Here is a 15,447-nt window from a genome sequence, read left to right as displayed (position 1 = left end):
CGCAAGAGCGATGGAGCCCCCGGGGTCAAAGTGTTGTGGAGGGGCCTTCAAGTGTTTCGCAACGTATTGGATACGTATCGCTTCTTACTGTAAATTTCCGGAAACATTGTGGGGCAAGCTTAGACACAAATGTCCGTTACAATTAGCTATTGAATAAAATCGGCTCTAATGGACGGATTGACCATATGGCAATACAGATCGACTGGCCGCGAGCTGACGCAGAGCCTTGAACGGCTTTAACGTCATGCTCAGTCTAACTGCCCCGTTACGCTTAAACCGGCGTGGCGGCCTGCATTGTGGCCCGTTGAAAATGCGGCTGTAATGTTATAACCGCCGGTGTAACCGTGTATATCCAATATTTCGCCGCAAAAATATAGCCGCTCCATAAGGCGGGATTGCATGGACTTGGGTTCGATTTCTTTTAGCTGAACTCCGCCGCCTGTTACAAAAGCTTCTTCAATGGACAATGTGCCGTTGACGAGTATAGGAAAAGCCTTGGCGACTTTGGACAGCTCGATCCATGCCTGCTTTGGTATATTGTCATACGTAATATCCTCCCGAAGCTTCGCGGCTGACAATAGATGAGGCACAAGCTTTTCGGGATAAAATCCCTTCAGCACATTTTTGATCGCTTTTCTGGCGTCTGTACGGCATAGCTCCAGACTTTCGGCATAAAGCTCATCGGCGCTTTTGCCCGGCTTTAAATCAATACAGCAGAGGACTTGCCCGCTGCCGCTTTTTTTCAGCTCTTTGACAACAAATTGGCTGCAGCGAAGAGCAATTGGGCCAGATAGGCCAAAGTGGGTAAAGATCATGTCCCCTTCATGGCGAATGAGGGTTTTGCCCTTGGCGTTTAGGACGGACAGGCCTACCTGGCGCAGCGACAAACCTTGCAGCTCCCGGCTTTGTATAAGCGGCGTCTTGGAAGTTAACGGAACTTCCGTGGGGAACAACTCAACGATGGTATGGCCGGCTTCCTCCGCCCATGGGTAGCCGTCGCCAGTCGAGCCCGTATGGGGAACCGACTTGCCGCCTACAGCAACAATCACCGCCCCCGCCGACAGGGTTTCGCCCTTTTCCAGCTTAACGCCAACTGCGCGTCCATTTTTATATAGTACCTTTTTGACAGGGGAATCCGTCCGAATCTCCACGCCAAGCGAGCGAACCTTGCCCACCAGCGCGTCCACCACCGTTTTTGCCTTCCCGCTTACGGGGAACATGCGTCCGTTATCTTCCTCTTTGAGCTGAATGCCCAATCCCTCGAAAAAATCCATAATATCCCTATTGTTGAAAAGCGAAAACGCGCTATGCAGATATTTGCCGTTGCCGGGAATATGGCTAATCAATTCATCCAATGCTTTGGCATTGGTCACATTGCAGCGCCCGCCGCCGGAAATGCCGAGTTTCCGCCCAAGCTTGCTCCCTTTGTCAAGCAGCAGCACGGATGCTCCCGTCTCTCCGGCGGCTACGCTAGCCATTAGGCCGGATGAGCCCGCCCCGATTACGATTACATCATATTGCATGGTAATAAGCTCCTTTTTGGCATCATTTGCAACTTTCCCTATATCCAAAATCATGGATTACAGTATAATTTAATTATACATTATACCTCAATCAGGAGGCGAAGGCGGAATGAATGAGAGAGTCAAGCGCGAGGAGTGGTTTTGTCCCGGCTTGGGCGATATCCGTTTTTTTGCTCGGGAATGGAAACCGGTTCAAAAAGAGACTAAGGCCGTCATTGCATTATCCCACGGCCAAGGCGAATACGGAGAACGATATAGTCATGTGGCGGAGCGCCTGTCTTCTGAAGGATATGTACTTTTGGCCCTGGATCATTACGGACATGGCCGTTCCGGCGGCAAGAGGGGCCATATGCCCTCCTATGAAGTCATGATGGATCATACCGAATTGATGCTGGAGCAATGCGCAAAGCGCTATCCCGGGTTGCCGGTATTTCTGTATGGACATAGCATGGGCGGCAACATAGCATTGAACTACAGTCTTAGATTTAAGCCAGCCATCCAGGGATTGCTGCTTACGAGCCCATGGCTGCAGCTTGCGTTTAAACCTCCGGCGGTCAAAGAATGGATCGGAAAAAAGTTATCTATCCTGCTGCCCGCGCTGCCTATGGCAACCGGACTTAAAGTGCAGGATTTGTACCGGGAGGGCCCCTCTTTTCAGCCAACGATGAGAATGGACGAGTTTTGCCATACCACAATAACGCCGCGAGCTTATACCGAGCTGCAGACGGCTTCGGAATGGGCGATGAGCCACGCCGGGGAGCTGGATGTACCGCTGCTGCTGCTTCATGGAACAGATGACCGAATCACTTCGTTTGAAGCCAGCCGGCAGTTGGCCGGACAGCTTGGCGCCCGTTGCGAATGGAAGCCTTGGCCCGGCGGTCTGCATGAGCTGCATAATGATCTGGAGGGAGCCGAAATGTTGGGCGTGGTGACGGACTGGATTCATCGTCAACTGTAAGGGAACAGAATAATGCTTCTGAAAAGGAGGCCCGTCTTTAGTGCTAAAGGAATTGCTGCTCCAATTTTTCCTGTCCGTGCTGCCCGTATTTTCCTTTCTGCTTTGGCATGACAAAGAACGAGGCTGGAAGGGATTTAAGCCTTTTATTGCCATTACCAGCGGGGCATCGATTATTTTGTGCATGTTGACCTCAACGCTTGTTCATGGCTACGATGTGGATTTCCGGATCGTCCCCTATTTGATCGGCTCCCTGTATGGCGGGTATCCCGTCTTTCTGGGCCTTAGTCTGCTGTATATCGGCACCCGCTTGCCGCAAATGGACAATGTTTGGGAAACCATTAGCTTTGGTTTGTTTTCGGTCCTGTTTATTATTACCTTTCTGGTCGTTTACCGCTCTTTCCAAAGGGCGGCCGCTTCTGGCAGAGAACGAATTGGCCTGTTAATGACTGCTGTGTTTTCATGTTACCTGATAATTATTCTCAATATATATATCAACCAGATCGGGATGGAATGGACAACCTATTTGATTCTGGAGATGGTTTTTGGCATATCGGGTTTGTTATTGGCCGTTTGGTTATCCATTTACATAATAGAAAGCATTAACGAGAAACAACTGCTTCATATAAAAGTAAACCTGTTGTCGAACAATTACCGGAATGAAGTGGAAAAGCTGCAGCAGTTTATTGACAAGGCTCCGCTTGCGGTAATGATTATTAACGACCAGGGAGAAATTACGCATGCCAATGAGGAGTCGCTTGGCTTAAACAGTCTTGGCACCGATTACCTCGACGCCGAAAGCTTGAAGGGGAGCCGGTTCCGTCATGTTTTTCAAGAGGACGGCGACAATATATGCGTAAACTTGCTTCAGAAAGCGCTTCAAGGCGAATCGGCGAATACCATCACAGAGGTAACGGGCGACAAAATATTGCTGTATACCTCGATTACGATACATGATGCTGTAGCCGGAGGCATAACCGGCGCTGCTCTGATCGCAAAAGATGTCACGGAGCTGAATCAGCTTCGCGATGAGGTAGGGCGGATGGAACGCCTTAGTCTGGTGGGCCAGATGGCGGCGAGCATTACGCACGAAATCCGTAATCCAATGGCTGTCATCCGTGGTTTTGTCCAATTGCTTCAGGAGCGCAGTCCGGAAAGTCAGCATGAATATTATCGCATTATAATGGAAGAGCTTGATCGAACGAATCAGATTATTAACGACTTTCTTTCACTTGCCCAAAATCGTGAGCTGAAAATGGAGCTTGCATCGCTGAACGGCAGCATCAACGACATCGTGCCTCTTCTGCTTGCCGACGCCAATTTAAGGGGGCAGAGTCTTCAGGTGGATCTTTGTCCGGATTTGCCCAGCATGATGCTCAATGACCGGGAAATCAAGCAGATGCTGCTTAATCTGGCGCGAAACGGCATGGAGGCGATGGGTGAAAAAGGCATATTGTCCATTAGCACGATGCACACGGAACAGGAAGTTTGCATACATATCAAGGATGAAGGGGTAGGCATTCCCCATGAGAAGATGAAACATCTCTTCGAGCCTTTTTTTACAACCAAAACAAGAGGAACCGGATTGGGGCTGCCCCTGTGTCTTAGCATTGCGGAACGCCACCGAGGCAAGATCGATGTGCAAAGCACGGAGGGGGAAGGCACCTTATTTATCGTTGCCTTCAACATATTGGAACCCGATAACGAGCATAATACGGCGTGAGTCTACGCCGCGCAAAATCGGAGCATATGCCGATGGGCGAAGGCATCTATCTTGGATTGGAGGCTGAGGAGGAAATGACATCACAGCAGCAATACGGCGATAGCAGCTCCTTGATGGAGAAAACACAGGCCGAACGCAATCGAAAAGGCCTCACGGGCGATATTACGCCGCAGGGCAAGGATAGACAGCCCAAAACGCCAAACAAGCCGTCTACCTGACGAAAAGCGGCTATTAATGAAGAGAAAAGAAGCCGGAGCCAGGTGGCTCCGGTTGCTTTATTTTCGTAAGGGACGGTATAATAGGAGCAAAACATGTTGCACAAGGGAGTGTGTTAGTGATGTCCATGTCATTTGAGAGATATATGTTGGATATGGTTCAACCGATGCGTGACGAGCTCACGAGACTGGGAATTAAAGAATTGCGTACGCCGGAGGAAGTGGAAGCTGAAGTTCCGGGTTCCAAAGGAACAGCCTTGATCGTTATTAACTCCGTTTGCGGCTGTGCCGCCGGCCAATGCCGTCCTGGGGTTGCGGAAGCATTGAACCACGCCGTGACGCCTGACAACCTGTACACTGTATTTGCAGGACAAGATAAAGAAGCGACGGCAAAAGCACGCGAATATTTTGCGCCGTACCCGCCTTCTTCCCCATCTATCGCATTGCTGAAGGACGGAGAACTGGTTCACTTTATTGAACGTCATCAAATTGAAAATCGTTCCGCCGAGGACATCGCTGCCGATTTGACGGACGCTTTTGACAAATACTGCGGATAACGGGAGGCCAGCTATGAGCCTGCAAAAGCAAATTATTGAGCAGTTGAACGTAAAACCAACCATTAATGTAGACGAGGAAATTGCCAAACGCGTCGATTTCCTCAAAAAATATATCCTGAATTCCGGCACAACGGGATTGCTGATTGCCATCAGCGGCGGTATCGACAGCGCGGTAGCCACCGGTCTTTGCAAACGAGCTACAGACGAGCTCAGCGCGGAAACCGGCAAGGATTACATGACGCTTGGCGTTTTCCAGCCATATGGCGAGCAAGGCGACATTGCCGACAGCTATGCTGTCGCAAAAGCCTTTGATTTGAAGCATACGGCTGAAACCAACATCGGCGAAGCCGTTGACGAGATTGCGCTGGAAGTGGAGCACAGCTTCAAAAACCTAGGCATTCCGCGTCATATAAGCCGTGGCGGCAAAGGCAACATTAAAGCGAGAACGCGCATGGTTATGCAATACGCGCTGGCTTTTGACCTCAATCTGCTTGTTGTTGGTACGGATCATGCGTCGGAAGCGGTAACCGGCTTTTATACAAAATGGGGCGACGGCGCTGTAGATATTACGCCGCTGGCATCCCTCAACAAACGCCAGGTACGCCAGCTTGCTTCTCATCTGGGCGTTCCGCAAAGCGTGCTGGACAAAGCTCCATCGGCAGGACTTTGGGATGGTCAAACGGACGAGGACGAGCTTGGCATTACATATGGCGACAACAGCGACTACCTGGAGGGCAAGGAAATTGCTCCGGACGTCAGAGAGAAGCTGGAAAAGCAATATTTGAAGACCGAGCACAAGCGTTCTCCGATCCCCGGTATTTAATACGGTGGCGCTATGATTATTGGAATAGGCCACGATCTTGCGGATATCGAAAGAATCGCTTCTACGGCCAGCGGCCGGCACGGAGCCAAATTTATGGAGCGGGTGCTTACCGAAGATGAACTGAAAACAGCCGACGGCCTTGCTGGGGCTCGGCTGCATCAGTTTATTGCGGGGCGTTTTGCCGCAAAGGAAGCAGTATCCAAAGCATTTGGCTGCGGCATCGGCTCGCTTATCGGCTTTCGCGATATTCAGATTTTGCGGGACGATAACGGCCGGCCCCATTGCGGTCTTGCCGAGGATGCATGGGTCAGGCTTGGCATCAATCCCGAGTTTATCGAAATCCACGTCACGATAACGCATGAGCGGGGATTAGCCTCCGCTTTTGTTGTTGTCGAACGGATCAAACGATAATTTTTGTCCGCCTTAGCGGATAACGCTGTCACCTTTTGCCTATACTTGGAATGTAATAATATGTGTTCAAAAAGTCCAGTTATCAGTACCGAGAAGATGGGATGAAGCTAGAAATGGAGTAGCGGAGCTTAGTGACAGCTAAGTGAGCAACGGACAGTTCGGCTGAATTCTATATTCGATGCTGACTATGCCGTCAGGCATGCTACGTAATGGAAAGTGGACTTTTTGAACAACCTCTATAGGAGTAGGCAGGAGGGATGGCGGATGATCAAGCATAAGCAAGCAGCCAGCACGTCAAGGCGTTACCGGACAGGACAATGGGTTGAGCATGAAGGGTTGTACTCCGATGATTGGGGCGGCAATTTATTGCTTCTCAGGGGAGATTTATTTCCTTCCCATCCCGAGATGGGGGAAACGCATTGGACGTATGGAGGCCCGGCGATGCTGCCGCATATCCGCTCATCCAAGGTGAACCGACATCATATTGGTTATTAGAAACAAGCAGGTTCTCGAGGCTTTGACAGGGTGTAATCCCTGAAGCCCGGAGCCTGCTTTTTTTGTGGCTAGCCTCATTTTTGTTGTGCCAGCCATTCCGCTAGTCCGGCGATTTCTTCACTGGTTAAGCTGTCCTTAAAGGCGGGCATAAGCCCATCGCCGTTCTCTATTTGCAGGATTAATTGTTCCACGCTCCTGCGAGCGCCGACCTGCTGCAAATTGCTGTCCCCTCCGACTTTTCCTTGCAGCTCGGTGCCGTGGCAGCTAACGCAGCGTGCCTTATAGACGGCGGCGATTTCGGTCGGAGCATCCCGCAGCCCCTTGCCGCCGCTCCTTTCTTTGTCGCCTCCCCCGCAACCGGTAGCAACGGCAGCCATCAGCCCGATTGCCAGCAGAAGGGACCCGATTCGAACTTTATTTTTCCTCGCTCCCATATCCATTCCTCCACCTAACTGTATAGAGTCTTCTTATAGGACATTAAACCTTCCTCTAAACGGGGCCGCCTCATCCTGCAGTCGCCTCTCCAGAGGTTTTTTCATATGAAGAACTTTCCGCATGGCGGTTCTATTGTCTGAAATTCTTTTGTTCAACGTATCTAGTTAAAGGTATAATAGAACATAGTTAATAAAGTCACACCTTGCGTCTGTACAGCCGTAATTTGGCGGTAGAAGGCTGCAAGATTACAGAGAGGAAATATAGAAACAATGGCAGCTAAACAATCGGCAATTCAACATACAGCAATTCAAAACGGCCACCCTTTTTTCAGTACGGAGCTTCTTGCCTGGTATCGGGCGCAAAAACGGATTTTGCCATGGCGCAAAAATCGCGATCCCTACCGCATCTGGGTATCGGAAATTATGCTTCAGCAAACCCGAGTGGACACCGTCATCCCTTATTATCTCACCTTTATGGAGAAGTTTCCAACCGTGAATGCGCTGGCGGAGGCGCCGGAGGAAGAGGTTCTGAAATGTTGGGAGGGGCTGGGCTACTACTCTCGCGCAAGAAATCTTCAAGCCGGGGCCAAAATGGTCATGGAGCTATATGGCGGCATCATTCCGGACGATAAGGAAGCAGTGTCGGGGCTGAAGGGGGTTGGCCCGTATACAAGCGGAGCAATAATGAGCATCGCCTTTAACCGGCCGGAGCCCGCAGTCGACGGTAATGTCATGCGGGTATTGTCCCGCTTTTTCTGTCTGGAGGAGGATATCGCCAAACCCGCAACCCGAGTGGGGATTGAAAAGCTGGCGGCGGCTCTTATTCCGGAAGGCGCAGCAGGTGACTTTAATCAGGCGTTGATGGAGCTTGGCGCGCTGATCTGTACGCCTAAATCGCCTGGCTGTTTGACATGTCCCGTCATGGAAGAATGCGAAGGCCGGCTTGCCGGCAGGGAGCTGGAGCTTCCAATAAAGACGAAAGCCAAGCCTCCCCGCCAGGAATACCGCGCTGCCGCTCTCATTTGGGGGAAGGGCGAAAATGCGGGAAAGCTGCTTGTTCGCCAGAGAGAAGGAAAAGGGCTGCTCGCCGGCATGTGGGAATTGCCTCATTTGCTGCTGCCGTCTCATGCGGCTGACTGGTTTGCCGAGGAGTCTTCCAGGGAACAGCCGGAGCTTGCTGAACTGCTAACCGTTATGGTGGAGCAGGATACAGGCCAACTGATTCGTCCTAAAGGCTGGCTAAAGGATGCCGACCATATTTTTAGCCATATTTTATGGAAAATGAGAATCATAGAATGCGATCTGGGTGAAGAAGCGACTCAGATTGCAGACAATGAAAATGAGATAATCGACAATCGGGCAGGCTCGGCTTCAGAAAAGTCCGGCGTTTTAATGCTGGCGGCTGAAGGGCCGGAGGAATACCGGGCGAAAGCACCTGACGAAACCGCTGGGAACAACGCCTCGGGAGGTATGCTTTATCGCTGGATCGGCCGCGAGGATATGGAGCAGCTGCCGTTCCCAAATCTGTTTTTGCGCGTCATTCAGGAAACATGGGAGCATACGGAAAGGAGGAAAAAATCATGAGCAAAATGCTGGAGCTGCTGCATAAGCATAAAATGGTTGCGATTATGAGGGGCATTCAGGACAAGCATGCCGACGGGACGGCACGGGCATTGATCGACGGCGGCATTGCCCTGATGGAAATTACAATGAATACGGATGGAGCAGCCGACATGATTCATCGTTGGCGCGCCAAATTCGGAGCGGAAGCCGCTATTGGAGCCGGGACGGTTACGGATCTGGCAGCCGCCAGAGAAGCAGTTGACGCAGGAGCGCAATTTCTCATCTCGCCCAATCTGGACGAGGACGTAATTGCTTATGGAATGGACAAAGGCATTTCGGTTTGGCCCGGTGTTATGACGCCGACTGAAATCGTCAAAGCTGTTAAAGCGGGGGCGGAAGCGGTCAAGCTGTTTCCGATGGCCACTCTGGGCACCGGCTACCTGCGTGAAATAAGAGGCCCGTTGAATGATATTCCGATTCTGGCAACAGGCGGCGCGGATTTGCATAATATCGGAGAATACTTTCGTTCCGGCGCAACTGCGGTGGGGCTTGGAAGCAAGCTGGTCAATATGGAATGGGTAAAGGAAGGGCGTCATGATTTGCTTCGAGACCAGGCAAGAAGGTTTGTTGAAGCGGTAAATGCCGGGTAGATGTTGTCATTATGATTAGCAGCGAAGTAGCTTCAACGCAAGAGCGGGGATTAGGGCATTCCGCGGCAACGGCGGTCATAAGCTTGTAAAAGGTTGGATCGCAGGCGCGAGAGGAGGCGGTTAGCTTGGGGAAATTTTTGGCTAAGGTGCTGCTGCTAGGTTTTGTTGCCGCAGCGGCGTATGTTGTTTTGCTGTATAAGGACGTGCCTCTATCGCAAATCAATTTCAAGGAATTGCTGGAGGAGCATAACGTAGCTGATATTTTCACCACCCAAAGCGAGACGTCGCCCGAACTTGCGGAGAAGGATGTTAATGTTTCCGAGCAGCCTGCGGGTGGAGAGGATGCTGCCGAGGCCGGCGAGGAAACGCAAAAGGCAAGCACTGGGACAAAGGCGGCGGCAGAGGAAGCGATGAAGGCAAGTCCCTACGGAGAGATTAAGCTGGAACTGGCACGGGGCTTTCAGAGCCGCTCCGACCAGTTTACGGCTTCTTACAAAGGAGATCGAAACAAGCTTTCGGCAGAAATGAAGGGCATTATCAGGGAAGCGCTGAGTCTGGACGATTATTCCGCGTACGTGCTGGAATCCTATGCCTACACCATTCGAAGCTGGGGCGGAAAATCTAATATAACCGTTGAAGCGCGTTATCGTGAAAGCGTGGAAGAAACCGCAATAGTGGAAGCAAAGGCAGATCAGGTTCTGGCGGAAATTTTGAAGCCGGACATGAATGACCACGAAAAAATCAAAGCTATCCACGATTGGGTCGTAACCCATGTGGAATATGACCAGTCTCTCTCCTACTATACGGCCTATCATGCCGTATCTCTGGGCAAAGCCGTTTGTCAGGGCTATTCGCTTCTTGGTTATATCATGCTGAAAAAATCCGGATTTGACGTATTGATTGCGGAAGGCTCCGTTAATACCGGCGAACATGCATGGAATATGGTGAAGCTTGACGGCGATTGGTACCATCTTGATTTGACCTGGGATGATCCCGTGGGCGTTCAGGATGATATTGTCCGTTACACCTATTATTTGAGAACGGATGAAGAAATGCGGCGCGACCATACATGGACTCGCGTCTATCCCGAAGCATCAACTGCCTATGCCGATACGCTCAGGGATCTGGAGCGGGAGGGAAGCGAAGAGGGCAAACTCCGCTTCGGCGCTCTCAAAATAGCATTGGGCCTTCACTGGCTGGAGCCGGAAAATACGGTGTCAGGAGTCAGCGAGCTTCAGCAAGTCATTGCTTCGGCCGCCAGCTCCCGTTCCATGGGGCTGCAGTTCCGGTATCTCGACGCCGAAGGTTTTCAGGAAGCGTTAGAGTCCGCTTTTCAGCATGTTGGCGGCGGAATTGGCTATCGTGCGTCGTATGAACCGTATAACGGCGAAAATTCGCTGTTGGTCAATCTGCAGTTGAAATACCCCTAGGAGCTGAAACTTTCCGAGTGAAGGGAACCATGCAGTGAACCTTTCAGAGAACCTTCCGGGCCCCCCCTGAAACGGGAGGTCCCGCAGTTTTTCTCCGACGTATGTTAGTGGGGTCAGCCCTGGCGGCTTCTTGCCGCGGTCATCTGCTGCCAGACGGCTCCGGCGGCTTCTTCGCCCCGTTGAATTCTTTCCAGAGCGATCTGCGCCTGAAGGCTGATTTCGAATTCGCTGTCATTCGCGGCACTCTTCAGCGCTTCGATGGCCGTTTCGTCCCCAGCTTCGTACAGGAAGCGGGCGGCGCGCCAGCGAACAAGCTTGTTTTTGTCTCCCAGCGCGGTGATCATAGGGCCGATGGCGGCAGGGTCGCCCAGATCGGACAACGTATCGCCCGCTGTTCTCCGCACGGACGGCGAAGAATCTTGAAGAGCCTGGAACAGAAGCGGCAAAGCTTCCGGGCTGCGCAAATCCCCCAAATAGATAACCGCTAACCTGCGGATGGAGGCGTTGTCGTCGGCCAAAGCTCTGGACAACAAGGGCAAGCCTTCCGGAGCGCTGACATATCGCTCCAACGCTGCGTAACGCTCCTGCCAAATCTCGGAGTTAAAAACTTCTTCGACTTCGGAAAGGTCAAGCGGCTCCGGTCTGGGGGCCGGCGGTGCGCTTTCCTGCTCCGGCCCCAAAGCAACGGCGGCTTCGATTAGCTCTTGCAGGCGCGAATCCGTATAGGTGGCATCCAGCTCGTTTACGATTTCCGCCGCAATCTCCTCCGGCTCGCCGTAGCGTACGCCGAATTCCTCCAGCTTGCGCTCCCTAATCATGGAAGAGCCTGCAGCTTTATTTACCGCCTCGCCGAATTTGGCGGGCAAGGCGGAGCGGGTTTCCCCATCGTTCATGCGCACGCGCACCTGAATCGGGATACCCCGGTACATTTGCACAAGCACCTGCGCTTCGCCGTACCCGTGCGCCATTCCTGCCGATGCGGTACCTTCTGCCGCTTCTTCTCCACCCTGCAGCAGCTCTCTGGCGGAAGCAAGGATAGCCGCCCAATCGGCTCCCGGCTTGCGGTCCAAGGCGATAAAATCGGCCGTGCGGAACAAGCTGCGCACGCCTTCTATTTGAAGGAGCGCTTTATAGGGCTGCTGGAGACTGTCCGCCTCCGCAGTTTTATAAGTAAAACGCCGTCCGCGCGGAAGCGACTCATCCAGATTCAGCTTCATGGAGTTGGGACTTGGCGTTGGTTCGATCGAAAGCAGTTTCATTGCAAAATCCTCCTGTCAGGCTGGATATTAACATTGCATGTTGAATCCATGCCTTCTTCATATTGCTTCTATTGTACCACTTGAAACTTTAACTGCGCTAATTGTCAATGATTTTTATTACATTTGAGGACAAATTGAAAATCCCCGACACCGGAAGAGACGGCATCGGGGATTATGGTAGGAAGGGCTAAAGGCCGCCCATTATTTTTGCAGGACAAGCTCCAATTGTACGGCAACATCATTTTCTGTGCTAAGAACAACGGAATGAGGGTTAGCCATGCCGAAATCCTCAAAGGTTACGGTTGTGGTGCCGGAAAGCATAACTTGTCCGTCCTGAGACAAAGCTTTAGCCGTAAAAACAACCTCTTTATCAATGCCGCGAAGATTCAAATTCCCCGTCATTGTAAAATCGTAAACCGTTCCTTCGGTCCATTCTGCAGGCAGCCCTTCAAAAGAAGTCGCTTCAAAATCCGCCGTTGGATAAGCTGAGATATCGAAGTAATCCGGGCTTTGGATATGTCCGTCGCGCTGGCTGTTGCCGGAATCGATGACGCTCAGATCAATACTGCCCGTACCTTTCATGTTGGCTTGATTATCAAGGTCGATGGTCCAGTTGCCGCTAACGGCATTATTTTCAAAATTGACGGTTTCCTTGGAAGTCGTTACGGAGAAATACACCTTGGATGTATCCGCGATGCTCCACTCTCCATTCAGATCGGCCGAAGTCAGAGCGCCGGTTCCTTCTGTGGCACCGCTATTGCCGGAGGTGTTGTTGCCGGATGCGGATGTATTGCTTTCCGAATTGTTTGCGTTAGTTGTGGCTGACGGCGATGCAGCCGGAATGACGCTTTCGATTTCAACATTATTGCCCATATAGTTGCTCATGACGGCATATCCGCCTCCGCCTAGCAATATGACGGCGCCTGCACCTGCGATGATCAAATTTCTAGTTTTCTTATTCATATGAATCCTCCTGTCCACTATTAACGGCAGCTTCTGCTCTGCTGCTCTTTTTAAGATTTTTCGCTATAACCACACTATAGCAATCCATTGTGTCGGGAATATGTCGAGTAAAAAATATTCAAAAATAGGTAATAAAAAGGTTGTTTTCTGCAGATTAATGTTTGATATTGGTTGCGGCATGGTCCCAGATGTGGTATTCAATAAGTACAAAAACAAGCAGTGTACAGGCGATTGAAAGGGGAAAGCCGTGAATCATATTTTGATTGTTGAAGACGAGGAAGCTATTTCCCGGGTGCTTGCCGCTTATGTCAAAAAAGCGGGTTATGTCCCCGTGAGGGCGGCAAACGGAGCCGAGGCTTTAAGACAATTTTCGCTGGAGGAACCGGTGCTGGTTCTGCTGGATATTATGCTGCCTGATGTGGACGGCTTTGAACTGCTTTCCTCTATTCGCGCGCAAAGCGCTTGCCCTGTTATCATGCTGACGGCGCGGGACGGAATTCAGGACAGGCTTGCCGGACTGGACGGCGGAGCGGATGATTATATGAACAAGCCGTTTGTGCCGGAGGAAGTGGTTGCCCGGATCAATGCGGTCTTAAGGCGAAGGCCGTTATGGAATGATGGCGGCGCCAAGCGGATATATGGAAATCTGGTGATCGATTTTGCCGCAAAACAGGCCTTGGTCAATGGCGTCGAGGTGGCGCTGAGCCCCCGCGAGCTGTCGCTGCTGCTGTTTTTGGCGGAGCGTCCGCAGCGAACCTTTACCAGAGAGCAGCTTATCGACCAGGTGTGGGGGATGGATTACGATGGCAGTGACCGCGCGGTGGATCTTTCCATTAAGCGGCTGCGGCAGTCGCTGTCCCACTGGTCTCAGGATGCCGGAGAAATTCGCACATTGCGGGGAATGGGGTATCAATTTTGGGTAAAGGAATAAAAAAACGCCAAACGTCGATTTTATCCTACTGGACGATACGCTACTTTTTGATTTTGTGCGTCAGCCTTGGCATTATCGCGACCTGCGCCGTCTATTGGATTATGGACACGGCGCTTAACAGCCGGCTGAAAACGGCAGGTTTGCTAGGGCAGGAGGTGGCGGAGCGGGTTGTGGCCGAAAACGGCAAGCTGAAGCTCCCGCCTTATTTTGACAAGCTTCTGGACAGTCGGCTCATGTTTTTTAATATCGATGAATTTGATTTATGCTTTATCATTACGGATGCCGGGGGGCATGTCGTTTATTCCCGTCCTCAGCTTAGCGACGCGGAGATCCGGAAAAAACTGTCCGACGATTTAACGCGGGCGAGAGACAACCGATTTATTGCCGTTTCAACTCCCATCATGAACGGAGATCAGCAACAGGGGCAGGTAACGCTGGTACAGTCCAAGATGTCGTTGTATTACAGCCAAAATGAAATTGTGCTTGTTGCCGTGCTGCTGTTGACGCTAGCGCTTGGCGGATGGCTGACGCTATATTTGCTCTCCCGCAAGTTGTCTCGGCCCATATCCCGGGTTGCGGAAAGCGCAAGGCAAATCGCGGCGGGCCATTATGATTTTAAACCAGGCGTGCAGACGAGGGAACGCGAAATCAATGATTTAATGGAATCGTTTGGCCATATGGCTGCCCGGCTCAAGCATCTGGAGGAATGGCGCGCGTTGTCGCTGGCGGGCGTCACCCATGAGCTGAAAACTCCCGTTACCTCCATTAAAGGATTGCTGTTGGCCGTGCGGGAAGGCGTCGTCGTGCAGGAGGAAGCAGATGAGTTTATGGATATCGCGCTAAAAGAAACATCGCGTTTAGAGCGGATGGTAGCGGATTTGCTCAATTACAACGCATTTTCATCGGGAACGCTGGAGGTTCGGAAGGATGTGCTGGATCTCAAGGCGCTTATTCAGGAAATTATTTATCAATGGGGCATCGCCCATGAAGACGCGGGATTGGATATTCAGTTCCAATGCACCGAAGAATCCATGTTTATTGTAGGCGATGCGCTTCGGATTCAGCAAATCATGGTTAATCTATTGAATAACGGCCTTCAGGCAGCCCAGCCCGATCGGCCGCTGCAATTGAAAATTCGGCTCGCCGTTACAAACGGCTCCGCCGCCATTGAAGTCGAAGACAACGGTTCCGGCATTCCCGAGCTTGAGCAGCCTTATATATTTGAGCGGTTTTTCCGGGGAGAGCATAAAAAACGGACAACGCGGGGGCTGGGGTTAGGTTTGACGTACAGCCGTCTGCTGGCTCATGCGCAAGGCGGCGAGTTGAAGCTTAGCCGCAGCTCGGGACAAGGCAGCGTGTTTGCTCTGGAGCTTGGCTGTCCGGATGCTGTCGCCGGCAAGGCTGGAAGCATGGGCAAGTCCGAAAAGCTTGGCAAACCAGTCAAATCCCGCAAGTCTGGAAAGCCCGGGAAGTCCGGCAAGCCCGACAAGTCTGGCAAACCTGACTAGGCCAGCA

The 15,447-nt window shown here is 51.6% G+C and carries 16 protein-coding genes; 12 read left to right on the top strand and 4 right to left on the bottom strand.

Annotated features, from left to right (window positions below; translation table 11 throughout):
- Nucleotides 1–248 precede the first annotated feature (248 nt).
- Entirely contained in the window at nucleotides 249–1,523 is a 1,275-nt protein-coding gene (locus tag ACX93W_RS16945; RefSeq protein WP_459393550.1) for a BaiN/RdsA family NAD(P)/FAD-dependent oxidoreductase, read from the bottom strand.
- A gap of 109 nt (nucleotides 1,524–1,632) precedes the next feature.
- On the opposite strand from ACX93W_RS16945, the gene ACX93W_RS16940 reads away from it, so the two are divergent.
- The 7 genes from ACX93W_RS16940 (at nucleotide 1,633) to ACX93W_RS16910 (ending at nucleotide 6,702) form a co-directional block, all read left to right on the top strand.
- Nucleotides 1,633–2,481 carry an alpha/beta hydrolase gene (locus ACX93W_RS16940; protein WP_459393549.1) on the top strand — a complete coding sequence of 283 codons (849 nt, stop codon included), beginning with the start codon at nucleotides 1,633–1,635 and terminating at the stop codon, nucleotides 2,479–2,481.
- 40 nt (nucleotides 2,482–2,521) lie between these two features.
- Complete coding sequence (locus tag ACX93W_RS16935; RefSeq protein ID WP_459393548.1) at nucleotides 2,522–4,201, top strand: two-component system sensor histidine kinase NtrB; 1,680 nt, start codon at nucleotides 2,522–2,524, stop codon at nucleotides 4,199–4,201.
- Entirely contained in the window at nucleotides 4,198–4,419 is a 222-nt protein-coding gene (locus ACX93W_RS16930; RefSeq protein WP_459393547.1) for a hypothetical protein, read from the top strand. Before ACX93W_RS16935 ends, ACX93W_RS16930 begins: the two co-directional genes overlap by 4 nt.
- A 119-nt stretch (nucleotides 4,420–4,538) precedes the next feature.
- Complete coding sequence (locus tag ACX93W_RS16925; RefSeq protein WP_459393546.1) at nucleotides 4,539–4,973, top strand: BrxA/BrxB family bacilliredoxin; 435 nt, start codon at nucleotides 4,539–4,541, stop codon at nucleotides 4,971–4,973.
- Nucleotides 4,974–4,986: 13 nt separating this feature from the next.
- The gene (gene nadE / locus ACX93W_RS16920) at nucleotides 4,987–5,796 is read left to right on the top strand and encodes an ammonia-dependent NAD(+) synthetase (RefSeq protein ID WP_459393545.1); all 810 of its coding nucleotides are present in this window, start codon (nucleotides 4,987–4,989) and stop codon (nucleotides 5,794–5,796) included.
- Nucleotides 5,797–5,808: 12 nt separating this feature from the next.
- The gene (gene acpS / locus ACX93W_RS16915; RefSeq protein WP_459393544.1) at nucleotides 5,809–6,207 is read left to right on the top strand and encodes a holo-ACP synthase; all 399 of its coding nucleotides are present in this window, start codon (nucleotides 5,809–5,811) and stop codon (nucleotides 6,205–6,207) included.
- A 264-nt stretch (nucleotides 6,208–6,471) separates the two neighbouring features.
- On the top strand, nucleotides 6,472–6,702 hold the full coding sequence (locus ACX93W_RS16910) for a hypothetical protein (protein WP_459393543.1): 231 nt from the start codon (nucleotides 6,472–6,474) through the stop codon (nucleotides 6,700–6,702).
- Nucleotides 6,703–6,776: 74 nt separating this feature from the next.
- Here ACX93W_RS16910 and ACX93W_RS16905 read toward each other — a convergent pair whose 3' ends face one another.
- Complete coding sequence (locus tag ACX93W_RS16905; RefSeq protein WP_459393542.1) at nucleotides 6,777–7,136, bottom strand: c-type cytochrome; 360 nt, start codon at nucleotides 7,134–7,136, stop codon at nucleotides 6,777–6,779.
- Between the two features lie 270 nt (nucleotides 7,137–7,406).
- On the opposite strand from ACX93W_RS16905, the gene mutY reads away from it, so the two are divergent.
- The 3 genes from mutY (at nucleotide 7,407) to ACX93W_RS16890 (ending at nucleotide 10,779) form a co-directional block, all read left to right on the top strand.
- A complete protein-coding gene (gene mutY / locus ACX93W_RS16900; RefSeq protein WP_459393541.1) occupies nucleotides 7,407–8,720 on the top strand; it encodes an A/G-specific adenine glycosylase in 1,314 nt (437 codons plus the stop codon).
- The gene (locus ACX93W_RS16895) at nucleotides 8,717–9,349 is read left to right on the top strand and encodes a bifunctional 4-hydroxy-2-oxoglutarate aldolase/2-dehydro-3-deoxy-phosphogluconate aldolase (RefSeq protein WP_459393540.1); all 633 of its coding nucleotides are present in this window, start codon (nucleotides 8,717–8,719) and stop codon (nucleotides 9,347–9,349) included. Before mutY ends, ACX93W_RS16895 begins: the two co-directional genes overlap by 4 nt.
- A gap of 125 nt (nucleotides 9,350–9,474) precedes the next feature.
- The gene (locus ACX93W_RS16890; RefSeq protein WP_459393539.1) at nucleotides 9,475–10,779 is read left to right on the top strand and encodes a transglutaminase domain-containing protein; all 1,305 of its coding nucleotides are present in this window, start codon (nucleotides 9,475–9,477) and stop codon (nucleotides 10,777–10,779) included.
- A 113-nt stretch (nucleotides 10,780–10,892) separates the two neighbouring features.
- Here ACX93W_RS16890 and ACX93W_RS16885 read toward each other — a convergent pair whose 3' ends face one another.
- Nucleotides 10,893–12,038, bottom strand: a complete 1,146-nt coding sequence (locus ACX93W_RS16885; protein WP_459393538.1) for a conserved virulence factor C family protein — start codon at nucleotides 12,036–12,038, stop codon at nucleotides 10,893–10,895.
- 201 nt (nucleotides 12,039–12,239) lie between these two features.
- Complete coding sequence (locus ACX93W_RS16880; RefSeq protein ID WP_459393537.1) at nucleotides 12,240–13,001, bottom strand: YceI family protein; 762 nt, start codon at nucleotides 12,999–13,001, stop codon at nucleotides 12,240–12,242.
- Nucleotides 13,002–13,248: 247 nt separating this feature from the next.
- Between ACX93W_RS16880 and ACX93W_RS16875 the strand changes: the two genes are divergently transcribed.
- Nucleotides 13,249–13,932, top strand: a complete 684-nt coding sequence (locus ACX93W_RS16875) for a response regulator transcription factor (RefSeq protein WP_459393536.1) — start codon at nucleotides 13,249–13,251, stop codon at nucleotides 13,930–13,932.
- Entirely contained in the window at nucleotides 13,917–15,440 is a 1,524-nt protein-coding gene (locus ACX93W_RS16870) for a HAMP domain-containing sensor histidine kinase (protein ID WP_459393535.1), read from the top strand. Before ACX93W_RS16875 ends, ACX93W_RS16870 begins: the two co-directional genes overlap by 16 nt.
- The last annotated feature ends 7 nt before the right edge of the window (nucleotides 15,441–15,447 follow it).

The sequence above is a fragment of the Paenibacillus sp. CAU 1782 genome (assembly GCF_054551715.1).
Note: the sequence above shows the minus strand (reverse complement) of the source record. Positions and strands in the feature narration are given on the sequence as shown.